Source organism: Anabaena subtropica FACHB-260 (genome assembly GCF_014697105.1).
GTDB lineage: Bacteria > Cyanobacteriota > Cyanobacteriia > Cyanobacteriales > Nostocaceae > Trichormus > Trichormus subtropicus.
On record NZ_JACJRF010000070.1, the window covers coordinates 1 to 16,665 of the forward strand.

At 41.2% G+C, this 16,665-nt stretch carries 16 protein-coding genes and 2 pseudogenes; 4 read left to right on the plus strand and 14 right to left on the minus strand.

The features are described from left to right. A pseudogene (locus H6G18_RS23355) lies at positions 1-189 on the plus strand (photosystem II q(b) protein); the annotation flags it as partial. Positions 190-242: 53 nt separating this feature from the next. Here the strand turns inward: H6G18_RS23355 and H6G18_RS23360 are convergent. Together H6G18_RS23360 and H6G18_RS23365 are read right to left on the minus strand one after the other, a co-directional pair. Continuing rightward, entirely contained in the window at positions 243-962 is a 720-nt protein-coding gene (locus H6G18_RS23360) for a DUF4079 domain-containing protein (protein WP_190409480.1), read from the minus strand. A 24-nt stretch (positions 963-986) separates the two neighbouring features. Continuing rightward, positions 987-1,421, minus strand: coding sequence for a DM13 domain-containing protein (locus H6G18_RS23365; protein WP_190409481.1), 435 nt, complete (start codon positions 1,419-1,421; stop codon positions 987-989). A gap of 238 nt (positions 1,422-1,659) precedes the next feature. On the opposite strand from H6G18_RS23365, the gene H6G18_RS23370 reads away from it, so the two are divergent. Next, positions 1,660-3,936, plus strand: coding sequence for a glycosyltransferase (locus tag H6G18_RS23370; protein ID WP_313954457.1), 2,277 nt, complete (start codon positions 1,660-1,662; stop codon positions 3,934-3,936). Positions 3,937-3,969: 33 nt separating this feature from the next. Here H6G18_RS23370 and H6G18_RS23375 read toward each other — a convergent pair whose 3' ends face one another. The 7 genes from H6G18_RS23375 to H6G18_RS23405 all read right to left on the minus strand — a co-directional run bounded on the left by H6G18_RS23375 (position 3,970) and on the right by H6G18_RS23405 (position 8,934). Then, the gene (locus H6G18_RS23375; RefSeq protein ID WP_190409482.1) at positions 3,970-5,214 is read right to left on the minus strand and encodes a ribulose bisphosphate carboxylase small subunit; all 1,245 of its coding nucleotides are present in this window, start codon (positions 5,212-5,214) and stop codon (positions 3,970-3,972) included. A 137-nt stretch (positions 5,215-5,351) separates the two neighbouring features. Next, complete coding sequence (locus H6G18_RS23380; protein WP_190409483.1) at positions 5,352-5,564, minus strand: hypothetical protein; 213 nt, start codon at positions 5,562-5,564, stop codon at positions 5,352-5,354. A gap of 38 nt (positions 5,565-5,602) precedes the next feature. After that, entirely contained in the window at positions 5,603-6,223 is a 621-nt protein-coding gene (locus tag H6G18_RS23385; protein WP_190409484.1) for a GDSL-type esterase/lipase family protein, read from the minus strand. Further along, a complete protein-coding gene (locus H6G18_RS23390; RefSeq protein WP_190409485.1) occupies positions 6,220-6,540 on the minus strand; it encodes an AAC(3) family N-acetyltransferase in 321 nt (106 codons plus the stop codon). The genes H6G18_RS23385 and H6G18_RS23390 overlap by 4 nt, the downstream gene beginning before the upstream one ends. Before the next feature lie 84 nt (positions 6,541-6,624). Then, entirely contained in the window at positions 6,625-6,954 is a 330-nt protein-coding gene (locus tag H6G18_RS23395) for a ribulose bisphosphate carboxylase small subunit (RefSeq protein ID WP_190409486.1), read from the minus strand. Between the two features lie 56 nt (positions 6,955-7,010). Continuing rightward, positions 7,011-7,409 (minus strand): RuBisCO chaperone RbcX, encoded by a 399-nt coding sequence (rcbX, locus tag H6G18_RS23400; protein WP_190409494.1) that lies wholly within the window; start codon positions 7,407-7,409, stop codon positions 7,011-7,013. A 94-nt stretch (positions 7,410-7,503) separates the two neighbouring features. Then, on the minus strand, positions 7,504-8,934 hold the full coding sequence (locus tag H6G18_RS23405; protein ID WP_190409487.1) for a form I ribulose bisphosphate carboxylase large subunit: 1,431 nt from the start codon (positions 8,932-8,934) through the stop codon (positions 7,504-7,506). A gap of 753 nt (positions 8,935-9,687) precedes the next feature. Between H6G18_RS23405 and H6G18_RS23410 the strand changes: the two genes are divergently transcribed. Beyond that, the gene (locus H6G18_RS23410) at positions 9,688-10,848 is read left to right on the plus strand and encodes a ligand-binding sensor domain-containing protein (RefSeq protein ID WP_190409488.1); all 1,161 of its coding nucleotides are present in this window, start codon (positions 9,688-9,690) and stop codon (positions 10,846-10,848) included. A gap of 98 nt (positions 10,849-10,946) precedes the next feature. Next, the gene (gene panB, locus H6G18_RS23415) at positions 10,947-11,720 is read left to right on the plus strand and encodes a 3-methyl-2-oxobutanoate hydroxymethyltransferase (RefSeq protein ID WP_190409489.1); all 774 of its coding nucleotides are present in this window, start codon (positions 10,947-10,949) and stop codon (positions 11,718-11,720) included. Between the two features lie 398 nt (positions 11,721-12,118). On the opposite strand, the gene H6G18_RS23420 is transcribed toward panB, so the two are convergent. The 5 genes and pseudogenes from H6G18_RS23420 to H6G18_RS25390 all read right to left on the minus strand — a co-directional run. Beyond that, the gene (locus H6G18_RS23420; protein ID WP_190409490.1) at positions 12,119-13,525 is read right to left on the minus strand and encodes a glycoside hydrolase 100 family protein; all 1,407 of its coding nucleotides are present in this window, start codon (positions 13,523-13,525) and stop codon (positions 12,119-12,121) included. 177 nt (positions 13,526-13,702) lie between these two features. Then, positions 13,703-13,861, minus strand: coding sequence for an SDR family NAD(P)-dependent oxidoreductase (locus H6G18_RS25125; protein ID WP_190409495.1), 159 nt, complete (start codon positions 13,859-13,861; stop codon positions 13,703-13,705). Positions 13,862-14,093: 232 nt separating this feature from the next. Further along, positions 14,094-14,744, minus strand: a complete 651-nt coding sequence (locus H6G18_RS23430; protein ID WP_190409491.1) for an SAM-dependent methyltransferase — start codon at positions 14,742-14,744, stop codon at positions 14,094-14,096. Between the two features lie 66 nt (positions 14,745-14,810). Next, positions 14,811-16,169, minus strand: a complete 1,359-nt coding sequence (locus H6G18_RS23435; protein WP_190409492.1) for an APC family permease — start codon at positions 16,167-16,169, stop codon at positions 14,811-14,813. Between the two features lie 403 nt (positions 16,170-16,572). Continuing rightward, positions 16,573-16,665: pseudogene (locus tag H6G18_RS25390) on the minus strand (IS982 family transposase); the annotation flags it as partial.

Below are 16,665 nucleotides of genomic sequence, written 5' to 3' on the forward strand. Positions count from 1 at the left end.
GGTTTCAACTTCAACCAGTCCATCATCGACTCACAAGGTCGTGTCATCAACACCTGGGCTGACATCATCAACCGCGCTAACTTGGGTATGGAAGTAATGCACGAGCGTAACGCTCACAACTTCCCCTTAGACTTGGCTGCTGGTGAAGTTGCTCCTGTTGCTATCAGCGCTCCTGCTATCAACGGTTAATTCTTAGCTCTTAGCTGAATAGAAAAGCGTCCTTCCGATTGGAAGGACGCTTTTCATTTTGGTGATGGTGGTGTGGGAGTCGGGCAAGTTTTCTGTGAAAAATTACATTGGTAAACGTATGATTCTTGCCAACTTAAGGGAATTTCTAATAAATCCCTTGTTCCGGTAAACCCTTGTCCAATAAATAGTAATAGAGCGATGGTGTTTAAAATGGTGTGAATAATTCGCCAGCGATGAGTTTTATCTTGATAGATATCTTGCACAATGGTTAAAGAAAAAACCATTAATAGTGCTGCGGCAATCCCTATATAGTAATGTGACCAATACCATTCATCGGTACGGCGAAATACTCCATCTTGACAACCAAGAACTACTAAACCAACACCAGTTAAAGTTGCAAATATGCCACGCCACAGTTTTTGTTTTGCCTGATAAAGAAAAACAAAGGAAGCTATAGTCAGGAGAAACATGAGAAAAATAAAAATAACTTGGGTTGAGTTTTGGTTCCACAGTTGATTTTTAATCATATTTTTCCCTATTGGATAGGCTAAACCGATTAAAGATATTCCCACAACTGCACCACTTAACCATTCACCTATACGCTTATGTTCTGTCCCCACTATGGGAGGAATTTTGCTTTTACCTGAGGCTAATGTTTGTAAGCGACGTTGGCGTGTTTGCCATGCAAAGTTACTCACAATTCCAATTAAAGGAAAAACAAAAATGACAGCGATCGCTGGATGTACAAGACCTAAAAAATCTGCTATTTCCATATAATTTTTTGAGTGTTGATTTATTTATAAAACGGCATAGCCGAAAGTAGCATTAAATTTCTGACACCAGATAGCTACAGATTTAAATTCTTGCAAATTGATATTCTTGGGTAAGGCATAGCGTTGATTACCACTTGTTTTCTGTAAGCGGGCAATACTTACATAATCTTTTTCTTGAATCCCCGATATTGGTGGTTTTGCAGAACGATACAAAATTACATATAGGTCTGGGCCTTGATCAGTTTTAAAATTTTGATCAAACTCCAGATAGCTTGTTTCTGCTTCTTTCACCACAGTAACTTGTCCTTGAGTTGGGTGTTCTCCAGCTTGAAAGTTACCAGGCTTGATATCAGAAGTAGCTACGGTTGTTGCAGTTGGTGTTTGAGTAACAGTCTGACTTGTACAACCAATAGTTAAAACACCAATTAATCCAATAATGATCAAATACTTACACCTCATAGTTTAAATGCCCTTTAATTTTCATCTAAGGAAAATATAAGGCTTCTTGCAAGCAAAAAAATGAGTGAAGCCTGAGAATAAGTTAAGAATTATTTTTACTACGCTGCGCGTGTCATTTGTTTTTGATTGTTTATTTTTTACTAAGAGAAAATATACCAGATAACTATGGTTATAACATTTTGTAAAAAACTACGTCACAATAAACAAAAGAATTTTTGGTTATCAGGGGAATTAAAAAGTGCGAAAGCGTAAAGTGTATGACTCAAATTTAAATAGCCAAATTTTGATAAATAGAATTTTTCAAAGACAAAGTCCAACGCTCTTTTTACTAGGCGTTACGGCTTTTTTCGGTGTCCTGATATTAGGTTGGTTTAGTGGTGAACCCAGAATTCAGGGATTTTTTACTCAAGTTAATGCTTTACAGATGAACCCACCTAGTTGGTTGGAATTACCAGCAGTGGAGAGCAAATATTTACTCATTCCCACCGTGGGATTGTTATTAATCGTATCTGCTGTCATGAAAATTTCGCCTCAACCAAAAATTTGGTCACGGCGGCTAGTGGTGGGAATTTTAATTATTTTAATGTTGCGTTATGTGCTGTGGCGATCGCTCTCTACATTAAATCTTGCAGATCCACTCAACGGGGTGTTTAGCTTAGGGCTATTCTTTCTAGAGATGTTGACGCTATTTTCTACCATAGTTCAACTAGTTTTAATGTTGAATGTTAAAGAAAGGCACAGCGAAGCTAATGAAAAATCTTTAGCAGTAATTACTGGTAGTTTTACACCATCTGTAGATATTTTGATTCCCACTTACAATGAACCTGAAATTATATTGCGACGGACAATTATTGGTTGTCAAGCTTTAGATTATACTCATAAAAAAATCTATCTCTTAGATGATGGCAAACGTTTAGAAGTTAAAGAATTAGCAGAGGAGTTGGGATGTTATTACATCACAAGACCAGATAATAGCCATGCAAAAGCGGGAAATTTAAATCATGCGATCGCTAAAACTAGTGGAGAGTTAATTGTAGTTTTTGACGCAGATTTTATCCCAACAAAAAACTTCTTAACTCGGACTGTGGGTTTTTTCCAAGATGAAAAAATTGCTCTTGTCCAGACACCCCAAAGCTTTTATAATGCTGACCCCATAGCTCGTAATCTTGGCTTAGAAAATGTTCTCATTCCTGAAGAAGAAATATTTTATCGGCAAATTCAGCCGATACGGGATGCTGCTGGGAGTGTGATTTGTGCTGGTACTTCCTTTGTTGTCCGTCGTCATATCTTAGAAGTAACAGGGGGTTTTGTTACGGAATCGTTAAGCGAAGATTACTTCACAGCTATTCGTATTTCTGCTCTAGGTCATCACGTAATTTATTTGAACGAAAAATTAAGTGCTGGGTTAGCAGCAGAAAATATGTCTGCTCATGCTACTCAACGTCTAAGATGGGCGCAGGGAACTCTACAAGCATTTTTTATTAAGTATAATCCTTTAACTATTCCTGGTTTAAATTTTGTGCAAAGGTTAGCTCATTTAGAAGGAATACTGAGTTGGTTTAATATTATTGCCCGTGTTTATTTTCTTTTCATGCCATTAACTTACTCATTTTTAGGTGTAATACCTATTAAAGCAACGGCGGCTGAGTTATTAGTATTTTTCTTACCTTTCTATTTAGTTAATCTCTCAGTATTTGCTTGGTTGAATAACTATGCTCGTTCAGCATTACTATCAGATATTTATTCTATAGTGCTGTGTTTTCCTTTAGCAATCAATATTATTCAAGTTATGCTCAATCCTTTTTCTCAAGGATTTAAAGTAACTCCCAAAGGTATAGTTAGACTTAACTATATCTTCAACTGGAAATTAGCATTCCCTTTAATCCTTTTGTTCCTTGTTACTGCTGTAAGTTTGTGGCAAAACCTATGTATGTGCATAGTCAAAACTTCATTTGTGAAAACAGTACCACCAGAAGTTACTCAACAAATTACAGGTATAGGTATAGGTTGGATGTGGAGTGCTTATAACTTAGTCATAATTGGCATTGCTTTATTAATATTACTAGATGCTCCTAAAAGCGATATGTATGAATGGTTTGATTTGCGAAGAGTTGTCAGCTTAACAATTGAAAAGCAGAAATTATGGGGTGTGACGACAATGCTTTCCGAAATTGGGGCAGAAGTAGCACTAACTCAAAATCCGTCAATGAAGTTGACGAAGAATCAGTCAATTACTATAGAAATAGCTGAAGAAAATTTATGTCTATCAGGTGAGATTATTCGTACAGGATTAGATGATGAATTTGCTACAGTGCGTATTAAGTTTGACACAGTAAACGTAAATCAACATCGTCGCCTTGTAGAAATGTTATTTTGTCGTCCAGGACAATGGAAACGCCAGAATACCCCTGGTGAGTTGAGTTCTTTGTTATTAATTTTAAGAATTTTGCTGAAACCGCGTATTTTATTTGACCGCAAAGTAGATATTAGAGCGATCGCTGTCTCTAAAATATAAAAGCGATGGTCATAGACCATCACTTTTTAGTTCCTAATTTTTACCATTCGGTCGTTGAATAATCGTCTCCACAACCCGCCGCTTGGCTTTTGGGTCAATCCCTACTAAACGCACATACTCACCATCATAATCAACTAAACAAGCCTCTAGAGTTGATATAGCATCTGACTCTGCATCAATGTGAAGAGTACCGCAACTTTGCCATGAACCAGTGCGGAAGCGTCGTTCATCTACGTGTTCAAAGGTAATTTTGTGACCTTGAGACAAGATTTGTCGAATCTGTTCTTGGGTTTCTAAACTCAAATGAGTGTTAGATACTTCTCGCTTGTGTGAACCATTCGTTGATGGCTGACTAACTGGTGTTTCAGCAGGTGGAGCAGCTTGATAACCTTTCCCTCGATTCAGGCGATTGTATTCATCCACCAACTGAGAATTTTCTACCCGTTGTTGTTCACCTAGCACCAAGTTACCAGACTCGATTAAATGAGCAAGGCTGAAATCTGGCTTTTTAAATTCTGGTGGCGCTTCTAGGCTATTTACCACACGTAAAGATATACGTTCAAATCCAACTTGATAGATAAACTCGCGGATTTGTTCGTCATAGATTCGGGAGCGCAAAGCGCTAAAAAAGTCAATCGATTGATTAGGGAAAGTATCAACTAATTGTTCAACTTCTCTTTGTGAGAGTCCATCTTCAGCAAAAATGCCCCCGACAATTCCCACCTTATCATCACGGTTGGGTTCCCAATAGAATTTCTCCATCCGTCCATCCCGAATTAATGGCGCGTAGAGAGTGGAAAAATCATTACCTGTGACGATAATTGGGACACGTCGTATCGGGTTGGAATCATAACTACCCGGTAACTGTACATCTGTAGGATTATCAGCAATATTCATCAGTGTGGCATTTACCAACTGAGTATTTACAGTATATTGCGTACCTTCATCAAAGCGGCCTGCACCTGCATCTAAATCGTTAATCATCAGCACGCACATTTTACCGCGCACTTTGATCAGTTCTGCTGTTTCCCGATAACGCAGCCGAATCAAGCGGGCTGGGTCTCCCGCATCGGGACTCTCCAATTCACCACCAGAGATGAGTGTAACTTCAATACCCATCTTCTCAAAAGCTAACTCACATTGAAAGGTTTTCCCTTCTCCTTTACGTCCATGAATCCCTAAAATTAAGGGAACTCGCACACCAGGAATATTCAAAAAGTTCTTAGTGATGTGAACAGCAAGTTTATCCAGAAAGCGCGGAGCGATATAATAACTCATAAAATTCTTACTTTATTACTGGTTATGCTTCAATAATTAATGCTAAGTTTTTTTGGTATCTATTGTTTATTAATCTTTTGGTAGATATCCATAATCACTACCACAAATGCTCTATAGGATAGGTATCAAAAATTGTATCAGCACATAATGTAAGTATTTTTCAGTATTGTTTGTGCAATCAACATTCTGTCAAAAGGGTGACGATGATGTAAAGGTAGTTGGGAAATAACTAAAATATGCTCGATGGCGACAGGAATTAATTGAATACTGTTCATAATTACCTGCTGTTTGACAAAATCAGCAAAACTCAAATTGAAATTGAGTTTACCGACACTGTGTTTAATTCCCATTTCCCAAACACTAGCAATACTCAAGAGATAGATAATTCTTATCTAAACCAATTTAACCAAGCGTCCCAATTCTCTACAATTCTGGCAAATTCCGTATAACCTCCGGCTTGGGGATGAACACCATCATTAGCCTTAGCTTCATGCAGCCAAACACTAGGTTTTTCTAATAGTGGAAAAACATCTAAATAAGGCACATCCAAATCTTGACAAACTAGAGCTAACTGTTGAGATAAATCAATAGTTCTTCGTCTTCTTCCTGGGTCTTCCTGTTCTATGTATGGCGCTGGACTAATCATTAAAACAGGATATAACTTTTTCGCCTGACTTAAAATTTCTCGTGTATTTTTGATGGAATCAACAATATCCACACGAGGTTTACCGTTTTCTAAAGTTGTATCGTTTACTCCGAAAGAAAATACAACCCTCCCATTATATTCTTTCGGCAATCGTAGCAATACTTCTTGTAACCAACGCTTGGCTATATCACTGCTGGTATCTCGTCTAATACCTAAATTATAGTGAGTAATATCATAACCTTTTTTATTAGCATCAACACATACTCTACCTGTCCAACCGAGGAACTCAGGATCACCAGTACCGTTAACGAAAGAGTCGCCAACAAAACAAATTCTGATTTGGGGTTTAGATTGTTTCGTCACAATACTTCCTCTTGATATCTAGGATTATCTCTCAACCACGTAATTGCAAAATCTACAGCATTTCTCATATTAAATAACTTAGTTTGTGCCGAACCAACTGTGGAAATTTGCACCTGACTGGTTCCGCTTGGTGTAATCACGTCCATCAGTGCTTGAACTACTGCAACGGAACCGCCACACACCCAACCCAGTGAACTAAGAGATGAATGGACTATCACTGCCATATTTGAGTTAATACCAGCGTTGAATAAATCTGTGGCTAAACTTTGGCGAGTGCGAGGTGATGGTGTGCTGACAATTACTTTTGCTTCACTCATGTGAAAAATTTTTCAAAACAAGAAAAGAGAGGTAAAATTGTTTACCTCTCCTTAACGGATAAATTATTTAAACCAAAACAGTTTTTAGTATCTGCTGGGTTTGTGAACGATGAAGCTAAGAATTTGGCACTGCTTGATGTTGTCAAATCCTACAACACGAATGTAGTGACCAGGATATTGAGAACGGCAAGCTTGAACTTCACCCAAAACTTCACGAGATGTTTTAGCGCCAAACAAAGGTAGCTTCCACAGTGTCCAGTAAAATTCGGTAGGTTCAGAAACTTCGTTGAACTCAACGGCTGGAATATAGCCTTGGCTCAAAATGTACTGGACTTGCTTTTCAATTTGAACGTCGGTGAGGGGGGGTAAGTAAGAAAGGGTTTCGTAACGACGCTCTTTTGGTAAGGTTTGCATGGCTGATGATAATGGGTTGCTATTTGGAAATAAGTACTTATGCTTATCTAACTGGATTAGTGATCCCAGTCAGCATCGGAAATTGTCTGCTGTTCTGATTCAGGACTGGGGTTGGATAAACTCAGGTGCGTCATGCGTTCTAGATGCTGGCGGCGTTGTTCCATATTGGCTTGCTGAATACCGCTACGAACCATTTCTGGTAAGAACTCGGCTACTTCTTCAGCTATATGTTCTCTGACAGTCATAATCCGCAAGGCTAAATCTGGCTGTTCTCGGAAAAGTTGTTTGATATAAGCTTCTCCGTCCTGAACTTTGCCGGAGGAAAAAGTATGCAGCCATAATGCTAACGGTGGATTCGTTTCGCCTAGCTGTGCCAACACAGTCATTAGCGCCTGATAAGTCAGGTAGCTTTGGAGAGTTTTGGCTGTATCCTTCGCTATTTGCTTGAGATTCATGCTTGACCCAGCCCTTTTAAAGGATGAAGTATAAAGAATGTAAGGATGAAAGGTATTTTTCATTTAACCTTCATCCTTGCACCTTCAGCCTTTATCAGACGGTATCCATTGCCTCAAACTCGAACTTGATTTCTTTCCACAGTTCGCAAGCAACAGCCAATTCAGGAGACCACTTAGCAGCTTCACGGATAACGTCGTTACCTTCACGAGCCAAGTTACGACCTTCGTTACGTGCTTGGACGCAAGCTTCCAAAGCTACACGGTTAGCGGTTGCACCAGGAGCGTTACCCCAGGGGTGTCCGAGTGTACCACCACCAAATTGTAGTACGGAGTCATCACCGAAGATTTCTACCAATGCGGGCATATGCCATACGTGGATACCACCGGAAGCAACTGCCATTACACCAGGTAGAGAAGCCCAGTCTTGGGTAAAGTAGATACCGCGAGACTTGTCTTGCTCAACGTAGTTTTCACGTAATAGGTCAACAAAGCCCATTGTGATACCACGTTCACCTTCCAATTTACCTACTACGGTACCGGTGTGGATGTGGTCACCACCAGATAGACGTAAGGCTTTAGCTAATACACGGAAGTGGATACCGTGGTTCTTTTGACGGTCAATTACTGCGTGCATCGCGCGGTGGATGTGCAGTAGAACGCCGTTGTCACGACACCAACGAGCCAAGGTGGTGTTAGCTGTGAAACCTGCGGTCAGGTAGTCGTGCATGATGATGGGCTGTTTGAGTTCTTTAGCGTACTCAGCCCGCTTCAGCATTTCTTCACAGGTAGGAGCAGTCACGTTTAGGTAGTGACCTTTGATTTCGCCTGTTTCTGCTTGCGCTTTGGTGATTGCGTCAGCTACAAACAAGAAGCGATCGCGCCATCTTTGGAATGGTGCGGAGTTGATGTTTTCGTCGTCTTTGGTGAAGTCCAAACCACCGCGCAAACACTCGTATACAGCGCGTCCGTAGTTCTTAGCAGACAGACCTAATTTTGGTTTGATGGTACAACCCAACAGAGGACGACCGTATTTGTTTAATTTGTCACGCTCAACTTGAATACCGTGAGGAGGGCCTTGGAAGGTCTTGATGTAAGCAACAGGAAAGCGGATGTCTTCCAAACGCAATGCCCGCAGAGCTTTAAAACCAAAGACGTTACCTACAATCGAGGTTAAAACGTTGGTGATGGAGCCTTCTTCAAAGAGATCAAGAGGATAGGCAATATAAGCGATAAATTGGTTGTCTTCGCCAGGAACTGGTTCGATATCGTAGCAACGACCTTTGTAGCGATCTAGATCGGTTAACAAGTCTGTCCATACGGTCGTCCAAGTACCAGTAGAAGACTCAGCCGCTACTGCCGCAGCTGCTTCCTCAAAAGGAACTCCGGGCTGGGGTGTAACACGAAACGCCGCCAGAATATCTGTATCTTTAGGTGTGTAATCAGGTGTGTAATAAGTTAGTCTGTAATCTTGAACCCCGGCTTTATACCCAGCTTTTGCCTGAGTCTTCGTTTGAGCGTAAGACATATCTATCCTTCCAAGATGTCACTCTTTATTACTTAATCAAATCACGTTTGTGTACAATTTTCTCTCACAACTTCTCTACCTCCCATCAGCCAGGAGAAAAACAGAAACAATCTTTTTGTTAGAGGTTGTCTTTGGTAGAATTTGGCGATTTTCTGTAACTAACACTTGGTTATAGTGGTAATCCTCATCACCAGTGCTTTTTCCGTCTAGGGTTACATAAATTAATTCGCGCTTTTGCTTTTTCCTCGTTCCACCATGAAAATGTCTCTTTTATCTGTTCTGCTCACCCACTAAATTGCTTTTATCCCTTCACGACCTTCGCGTTTGACGAAAAGTATGAGATGATTCCCCTATGTTTCGGGGTATTTAATGAATTGGGTTAGTTTTCACACATCCCCGCCTCTGCCCTCTTGCTGATCTCCTTTATTGACAGGAGAGGAGCTAAGAGCCAATTTATTCGATGGATATTCAGTAGAGTAATCAGCGCAAGATAAAAAAACGGCACACCACGTAATTTGTAACTTGTCTCACAATATATCAAGAAATGGCATAAGTTATTCTTTGAAAGTTCTTAACTTACATATTTAAATTTGTTATTACATAAAGTTTTAAACATTTTGTTAAGAATAGTTTACAAAATGTATCAATAATTGTAGAGAAGTGCTGAGTTATGAGTACTCAGAAATTTTTGAATTTTGAATTTTGAATTGATTCTAAGGGAAGACTGAGATTAACCTTTAGTCAGTTTTGCTAATGGCTGGAGGTGCCGTCTCTCAAGGAAATATTGTCGTGGTATTATTTCGCAAGCGTACTAGTTTACTGATTACTTCTACATTGGTCGGGTTAATAGGTCTGCCAAGCGTGGGCGTTTTAGGTATAGCCAATTGGGCAAGGGCAGAAAAAGCTGATACTAACGCGCCATCACAAACAACCCCTGATATTAAACCATCAGAATTAAAGCCCGCTTATCCTGCATCTGCACCACCACCACGGGTAGACCCCTTGCCTGATGAACGGGATATTCAAGAACGTGTAGTAGAAACAGATTATCGTGTGAATAACTTACTGGGAGATTTCGCCGGCAATCTCTGGGTGGGTTCTTGGCGGGGGTTATCGCGGATTGACCCGAAAACAGGTAAGATTTTAGCCCGTGTTAGTTTACCCAATGTTGCTATTGGTGCTTTAGCGCAAGATAAAGTTGGACGCTTGTGGGTGGGAACTTATGAAGGACTGAAGAGAGTAGAACCCCGTACTAATGAAATTACAGCGCAAAATTTATTTTTGCCTTCCAAACGGGTGCTATCACTGTTAACTGATAAGCGGGGTTATCTGTGGGTGGGAACTGACAACGGTTTAGCTTTAGTTAGTCCTGATCAAGGTCTAATTATGACCACAGTCAAAAACTTGCCTGGTGTGAGTGGCAATACTCTAACTTTAGATGCTGATGGTCAACTCTGGGTAGGGACTCTAGATGGAGTCGTGAGAATTAATACTGCCAGTGCTTTGATTATAAAGCGAATCAATGATTTACCTGGTACAAGTGTGCAAGCTTTAGCTATCAGTCCCGAAGGCTTAATTTGGGCAGGAATGCCGAATAATTTGCTGGTAATCAATCCAAAAACTGGAGTAGTGCTGCGGTCTGTGGCTCGTTTGCGGGGGAAGAATGTAACAGCAGTCCGCTTTGCTAAAGATGGTAGTGTTTGGGTAGGTACTCACAATGGTTTGCTACGATTAAATCCAAATACAGGTGCTGTATTAGATGAAGTTGCCGGACTTCCTTCTAGTCGAGTCTTGTCCCTTGTGCCTGATGTCGCCAACAAATTATGGATTGGTACTAGTGAAGGTCTGGCTTGGTTGATGCCCAAAATGGACAAAGCAACACCTCATCTGGCTTTCAGTCGAGCTGTTAAATGAGGGTGTGGGGAGTGCTGAGTACTGAGTAAGATATTTTTTCTCTGCCCCCTGCACCCTTCCCCTCTGCTTCTTCCTACTCCCTACTCTCTATAAAAAAAATGCCAGTGACTACCCAGCAATTAATTCAATGGAAACAACAAGGTCGTTCAATTGTGGCGTTAACTGCATGGGATTATGCGATCGCTCAAATTCTCGACGCTGCTGGTGTAGACTTAATTCTCGTGGGAGACTCGATGGCGGTAGTGTTGGGGTATAAAACAACGCTGCCAATTACATTAGAAGAAATGCTACACCACGCTAAAGCAGTTTGCCGTGGTGTGCAACGAGCTTTAGTTGTAGTTGATTTACCATTTTTGACTTATCAAGAAAGTATCCCACAGGCAATCCAATCGGCTGGGCGCATATTAAAGGAAACAGGCGCTCAAGCAGTTAAGTTGGAAGGTGGCTATCCGGCGATGGTAGAAACTATTACCCGTTTGGTACAAGCTGGTATACCAGTTATGGGTCATGTAGGTTTGACACCCCAATCAGTCCATCAATTGGGGTTACGCCAACAGGGTAAGACGCAGGAAACAGCAGAGAGAATTTTAAATGAAGCGATCGCCTTAGAACAAGCGGGTGTATTCTCCATAGTCTTAGAGCATATACCCGCAGATTTGGCAATGCAGATTACACAAAAAGTTAGTATTCCGACAATTGGTATCGGTGCAGGTTCCCATTGCGACGGTCAAGTTTTAGTTACCTCCGATGTATTGGGTTTATCGGAAAGACAACCACCCTTTGCCAAAGTTTATACGAATTTACGCCAGACAATTACCAAAGCTGTACAAGATTATGCTGCGGAAGTACGCGATCGCCAGTTTCCCGAATAGGACATACTGTTAACTGACTGTTGGCGTTCTGGTATTAAGATTCCTGCTCAAAAAAGCAAGACTGGTGACAGATTTGTGAGCCTAAACTAGGGCGTGTTTTAACACTGGAAGCGAAGGTGGAGTGTCGCCCTGACTTTTCACGTTATGTGGAAAAGCTAACGTAAAACCTAACCCCCTAACCCCCTTCCCTGCGAGGGAAGGGGGAAAAATTAAAGCCTCTACGCCACTTGCTACAACGCGGGGAACCCGCGCAAAGCAGTGGCTCCTCCTTGTAGGGAAGAGGTACTCTACGAGAAGCGCTGAGTGCAAAGCACACGCTACGCGAACGCTCTATGGAGAGGGGTTTTCCAGATCCCGTGAAAAGTCAGGAGTATCGCCCAGGGAAGTGTTCCCAGTTCCTAAAGACTACAACCAACGCCGATAAAAGTCTCAGGAAAACTAATTAATTCCACGTCATCTGGATTAGCTAAGAACTGTTTTGCTACCAGTAATCCAGCAATAGTCCAAGTTTGATAACTTCTGGCTTCTTTGCCGATGAGACGACCGTTGTTGCCATCGTAGTATTCGGGAAATTTATCGACACTTAAACGACTTTCAGCAATAGCGATCGCTTCATGGGCAAGTTCTACCCTACCTGTTTTCAGTGCCGCAGCCGTAAATAACCAGAGTAAAACTGGCCAATTACCTCCATTGTGATATGACCAAGCAATATTTTTGGGGTCACATCCTGTAACAATCTGCCACTCTAGACCGTGTAAAGCTGGATAGCAAATTTTCACCGGCATATGTCCAATCAAGTCATCCCAGCGATGAACAAATAAATTCATGATGTCTTGAGATTCCTCTTCACCGGCTAAACCTGCCAAAATTGCCATAAGGTTTCCCAAAGCAAAAAAGCGAAAATCCATTCTTCCCGGCCCCAGATTCCCAGCCAAATATCCACCTTTTTCGGGTAGCCATTCAATCACCCAATTGGGAATTGATTGAGAGAAGATATTAAATTTGTTAGCAATTTCTTTGCCAAATTCATTACCCTTGTAACGATAAATTTCTCTTAATCGCTTCAAGTCTACCCAGTAATAGTTACGGATATGATATTGCAAAGCACCCAATCGCCCATGAACTCTATTGAGATATTCCTCACCATTCCCATCAGGTAAAAGTAAATCACGGGATGCTCTGAGAGCGGCGTAAAATAATACTTGAATTTCTAAGGGGTGTTCATATACTCCCATGCGACGGTCAATCATAAATGCGCCATCGGGAACCAACATTGTGGGGTACATGGAAAAGCGATGTACCAAACAAAGATCCAAAATTAACTTGATTCCGGCTTGAAATTTTGGCTCACGCGCCAGAGATAAATCACCTGTCGCCTTTTCGTAAGCCCTGAGCAGGAGAATCCACCATAAACATGAATCGACTGGGGGAACACGGGCGATCGCCTGCTCTCCAAAATCAGCAACTAAATATTCTTCACTACCATTGGATTCTACTTTAAAACTCGCAGGCATCAATCCTGCACCTGGTTGAAAGCAGTCCATCTGCTTTTCATGACTTTGTAATGTCAGTGTTTCTATTAAGAAGTTACGGACAATATCTGTTTGTCCATCCATCAGAAACACAAAAGCAGAAGAGACAAAATCTCGCAGGAAACACTGGTCATAGTTGAGTGCATCTAAATCTGGATCTTGAGCAGCTACAGTACCAATGGGTTTTCCTTGATAATAGATAATGGAACTTTCTAGCAGTTTCCAGCTTTCTGTTTCTCGAAGAGATTTTTGATTGATTGTGGGAGTTTTCATCGTTATATAATTCCACTACTAATCTCATGTCCGTTGGAACACTTGTAATATCTGTGTGGTTTGATAATTGGTAATATAGAAATTCCGATTTGATTATTGAAACAATAATAAGTGTCTGTAGGGTGGGCTATGCCTTACAAAGCCATGATGCAGTGAAAAATGCTCCCTACGTACATTTCATAAATCCAATAATAGTTCTCCATCTCTACCTCGAAGATTAGTAGTAATTATCCGATCAAAATCTGCGGTGGTAACTTCGTGGGATGGACTTTCTGTGTGAATGCCTGCATTGCTGACTAAAATATCTACACTGATTAATATTATGCTTACGGCGATATTCTAGTCTTTTCGGACAATTGTGATAGCGATGGCGTTCTACCCAGCGTAGCTGATCGCCTAATTAATCCCTGAACTTGCACTTGTAATTAAGGCATTCTTTCCTTTTCACCCTATCATAAATTTTTTATTAGTAGGGATTGGGGACAAACTATTTTGGATTTTGGATTTGTGATTTTAGAGAGAATTTTCCCATCCAAAGTCTAAAATTTTTTATCCCCTAATCCTGTTTCTACTGACGTAAATTAGCTGGTACTTGTTCTGGAACAACCCAATAGTAGATAGTTCTGCCATCTACTTGCAGAGTCTTTTCTGGTTGCCATTCGCCCATATCAAAAGCATGGGAGACAATTCGAGTACCGGGTTTAAGTTGTTGTAAAAGAATGGGGCGCAATTTCAAATTAATGTCAGGCAAAAGGTAGAGAGTAACTACAGTCGCGTCACTAAAGTCAGTATTAAATAAATCTTGCTGAACAAATTTTACGCGATCGGTTACTCCTGCCTTCTGAGCATTTTCATTGGCTTCTTGAATGCGTTCTGGATTAATATCTATACCTGTACCCCGTGTCCCAAATTTTTGGGCTGCTGTATTAACGATGCGTCCGTCACCACTGCCTAAGTCGTAAAGTTTATCATCTTTACCTACTTGTGCTACTTGCAACATTGCATCTACTACAGGTTGTGGTGTTGGTACATAGGGAACATCCGCAGGGCGTTCTTGTGGTTGGGTTGCTGGGACTTGGGCTTGAGTTTGAGTTGCCACAGCAGGTGGAGATTGTTCTGTCTGTGCTTGTGAGTTATTTTGTTCAGTACATCCAGCTAATCCTAAGCTGGCAATACTAACACCTGTAACTACTGAGAGTAAGATTTTTTGCAACTTCATGATTGTTCTCCTAGTAAATTTTGAATTTTGTCGGCGTTAGCCTAGCCGTAGGCGATGAGAGAATTTTTAAGTCCTACCTTGGCGATAGCGATTCCAGAACAACAAGGGGATACCTGCTGCTACCACCAAAACACCGGCGATCGCACCCATATTTGTGTAAACTACGCTGGAGTATAGCAAGTAGCCACAAACGGCACAAAAGAGTAATGGTGTAATGGGATAAAATGGCACACGAAATGGACGTGTTAGCAGTGGATCTTTTTTTCGCAATAGCATGAGTGATATGCCTGAAAGCAGAAAAAAGAACCAAAACACAGGTGCCGTGTAATCTACCATTGTTTCAAACCCTTTACGGGTGAATGTGCCTAATAGAACCAATGCTAGAGCGATCGCTGCTTGCACGATTAAGGCAGATGACGGGGTGCTAGGGAGTTGCTGCCAGCGTCCCATGAAGCCAAATAGGGCAAAATCTTGTCCTAAGGCATAGTTAGTCCGTGCGCCAGTAAAAATGGTGGCGTTGACTGCCCCTAGAGTACAAATTGCAATCAAGACGCTGATAAACACAGCCCCTGGTGTACCCCAAACAGCACGCATCAAATCTGCGGCTACTGCTGATGAGTCTGCCATGTTTGCTAGTCCCAAGCCTCGCAAGTAAGCCAGATTAATCAGCAGGTAAATTGCCGTGATGATGCCAATACTCCAAAGGAGCGATCGCAATATGTTCTTTTGCCTATTTTTTATCTCCGCCGAGATATACGCTGCCTCGTTCCAACCACCATAGGACAGCAGCACAAACACCATCGCTAATCCCCAATTTCCTGAGGAAGTAGATTCTGGTGGTACGGCAGAATTGGCAGTGGTAGTCAGACCAAAAAGTACTACTAGCAACAAACCCAAGACCTTGGCTGCTGTCAGTAAGTTTTGCGTCCACTTTCCCTGTTGTAAACCCACTATATTTAATATTGTTAATAAAGCAATCACCACTGCGGCATATACCGATGAGGAGAATGTGCCAAGCTGCAAAATTTCCGAAGCATAGTCACCAAAGACAAATGCTAACAAGGCAATAGAACCAGTCTGAATCACTGTCAGCCTGGCCCAGGCAAATAAAAAGGCAGTGTTTTGTCCAAATGCTCGCTTTAGGTAATAGTAAACTCCACCAACATTAGGATAAGTTGTCGCCAACTCTGCGTAGCACAATGCACCAATAATGGAGACTACGCCACCAGCTAACCACAACAACAGTACAGCAGTGTCACTTCCTGCTTGACTAGCTACCAGTGCAGGGGTTTGAAATATACCTGCACCAATGACAATCCCGACAATCAGGGCAACTGCGTCTGATAACGTTAACAATGGCTTGGGTGTTGCCTCGCCACTTATATGTGCTTGCTCTAGTGAACTATAGTCTGTATGTCTACTCACATTGCTTCCTCATTAGTTGTTTACACTGATTCATAAATGTTGGTATTGGCGTTACTCCATTTTTAGTAGGGAAAGTACCTGATATGAGAAGTTTTATGAGCGTGATCCATCGAAATAATCATCAAAAATGAGTATCTGACCAGTCTATTATTTAGATTTTCATAAATAAATGTGACGAAAAAGTGACAAATCTGGGGCTAATTTCGATGGAGAGAATCCACCGATACTTCATTACAGATTTTCTTTACGTATTTATACCATTCGGTGCGACTATTGCTTACGGTACGGGTTTAAAATCTGTCCTGAGAAATAAATTACAGTTTATATCTCAAAGTCATTTCGATTATTGCTAATAAAGCAAACTCATGACGAGTACGAAAAAATAATTCACGTCTAATGTGAATTAAAGAGAATGAGACTGGAAGGTGAGAACATCAATACCAAAAAGGCGGCGAAGCAATTTGCGTAGTGTGTGAGAGGCGATTTTGGCAGCAAT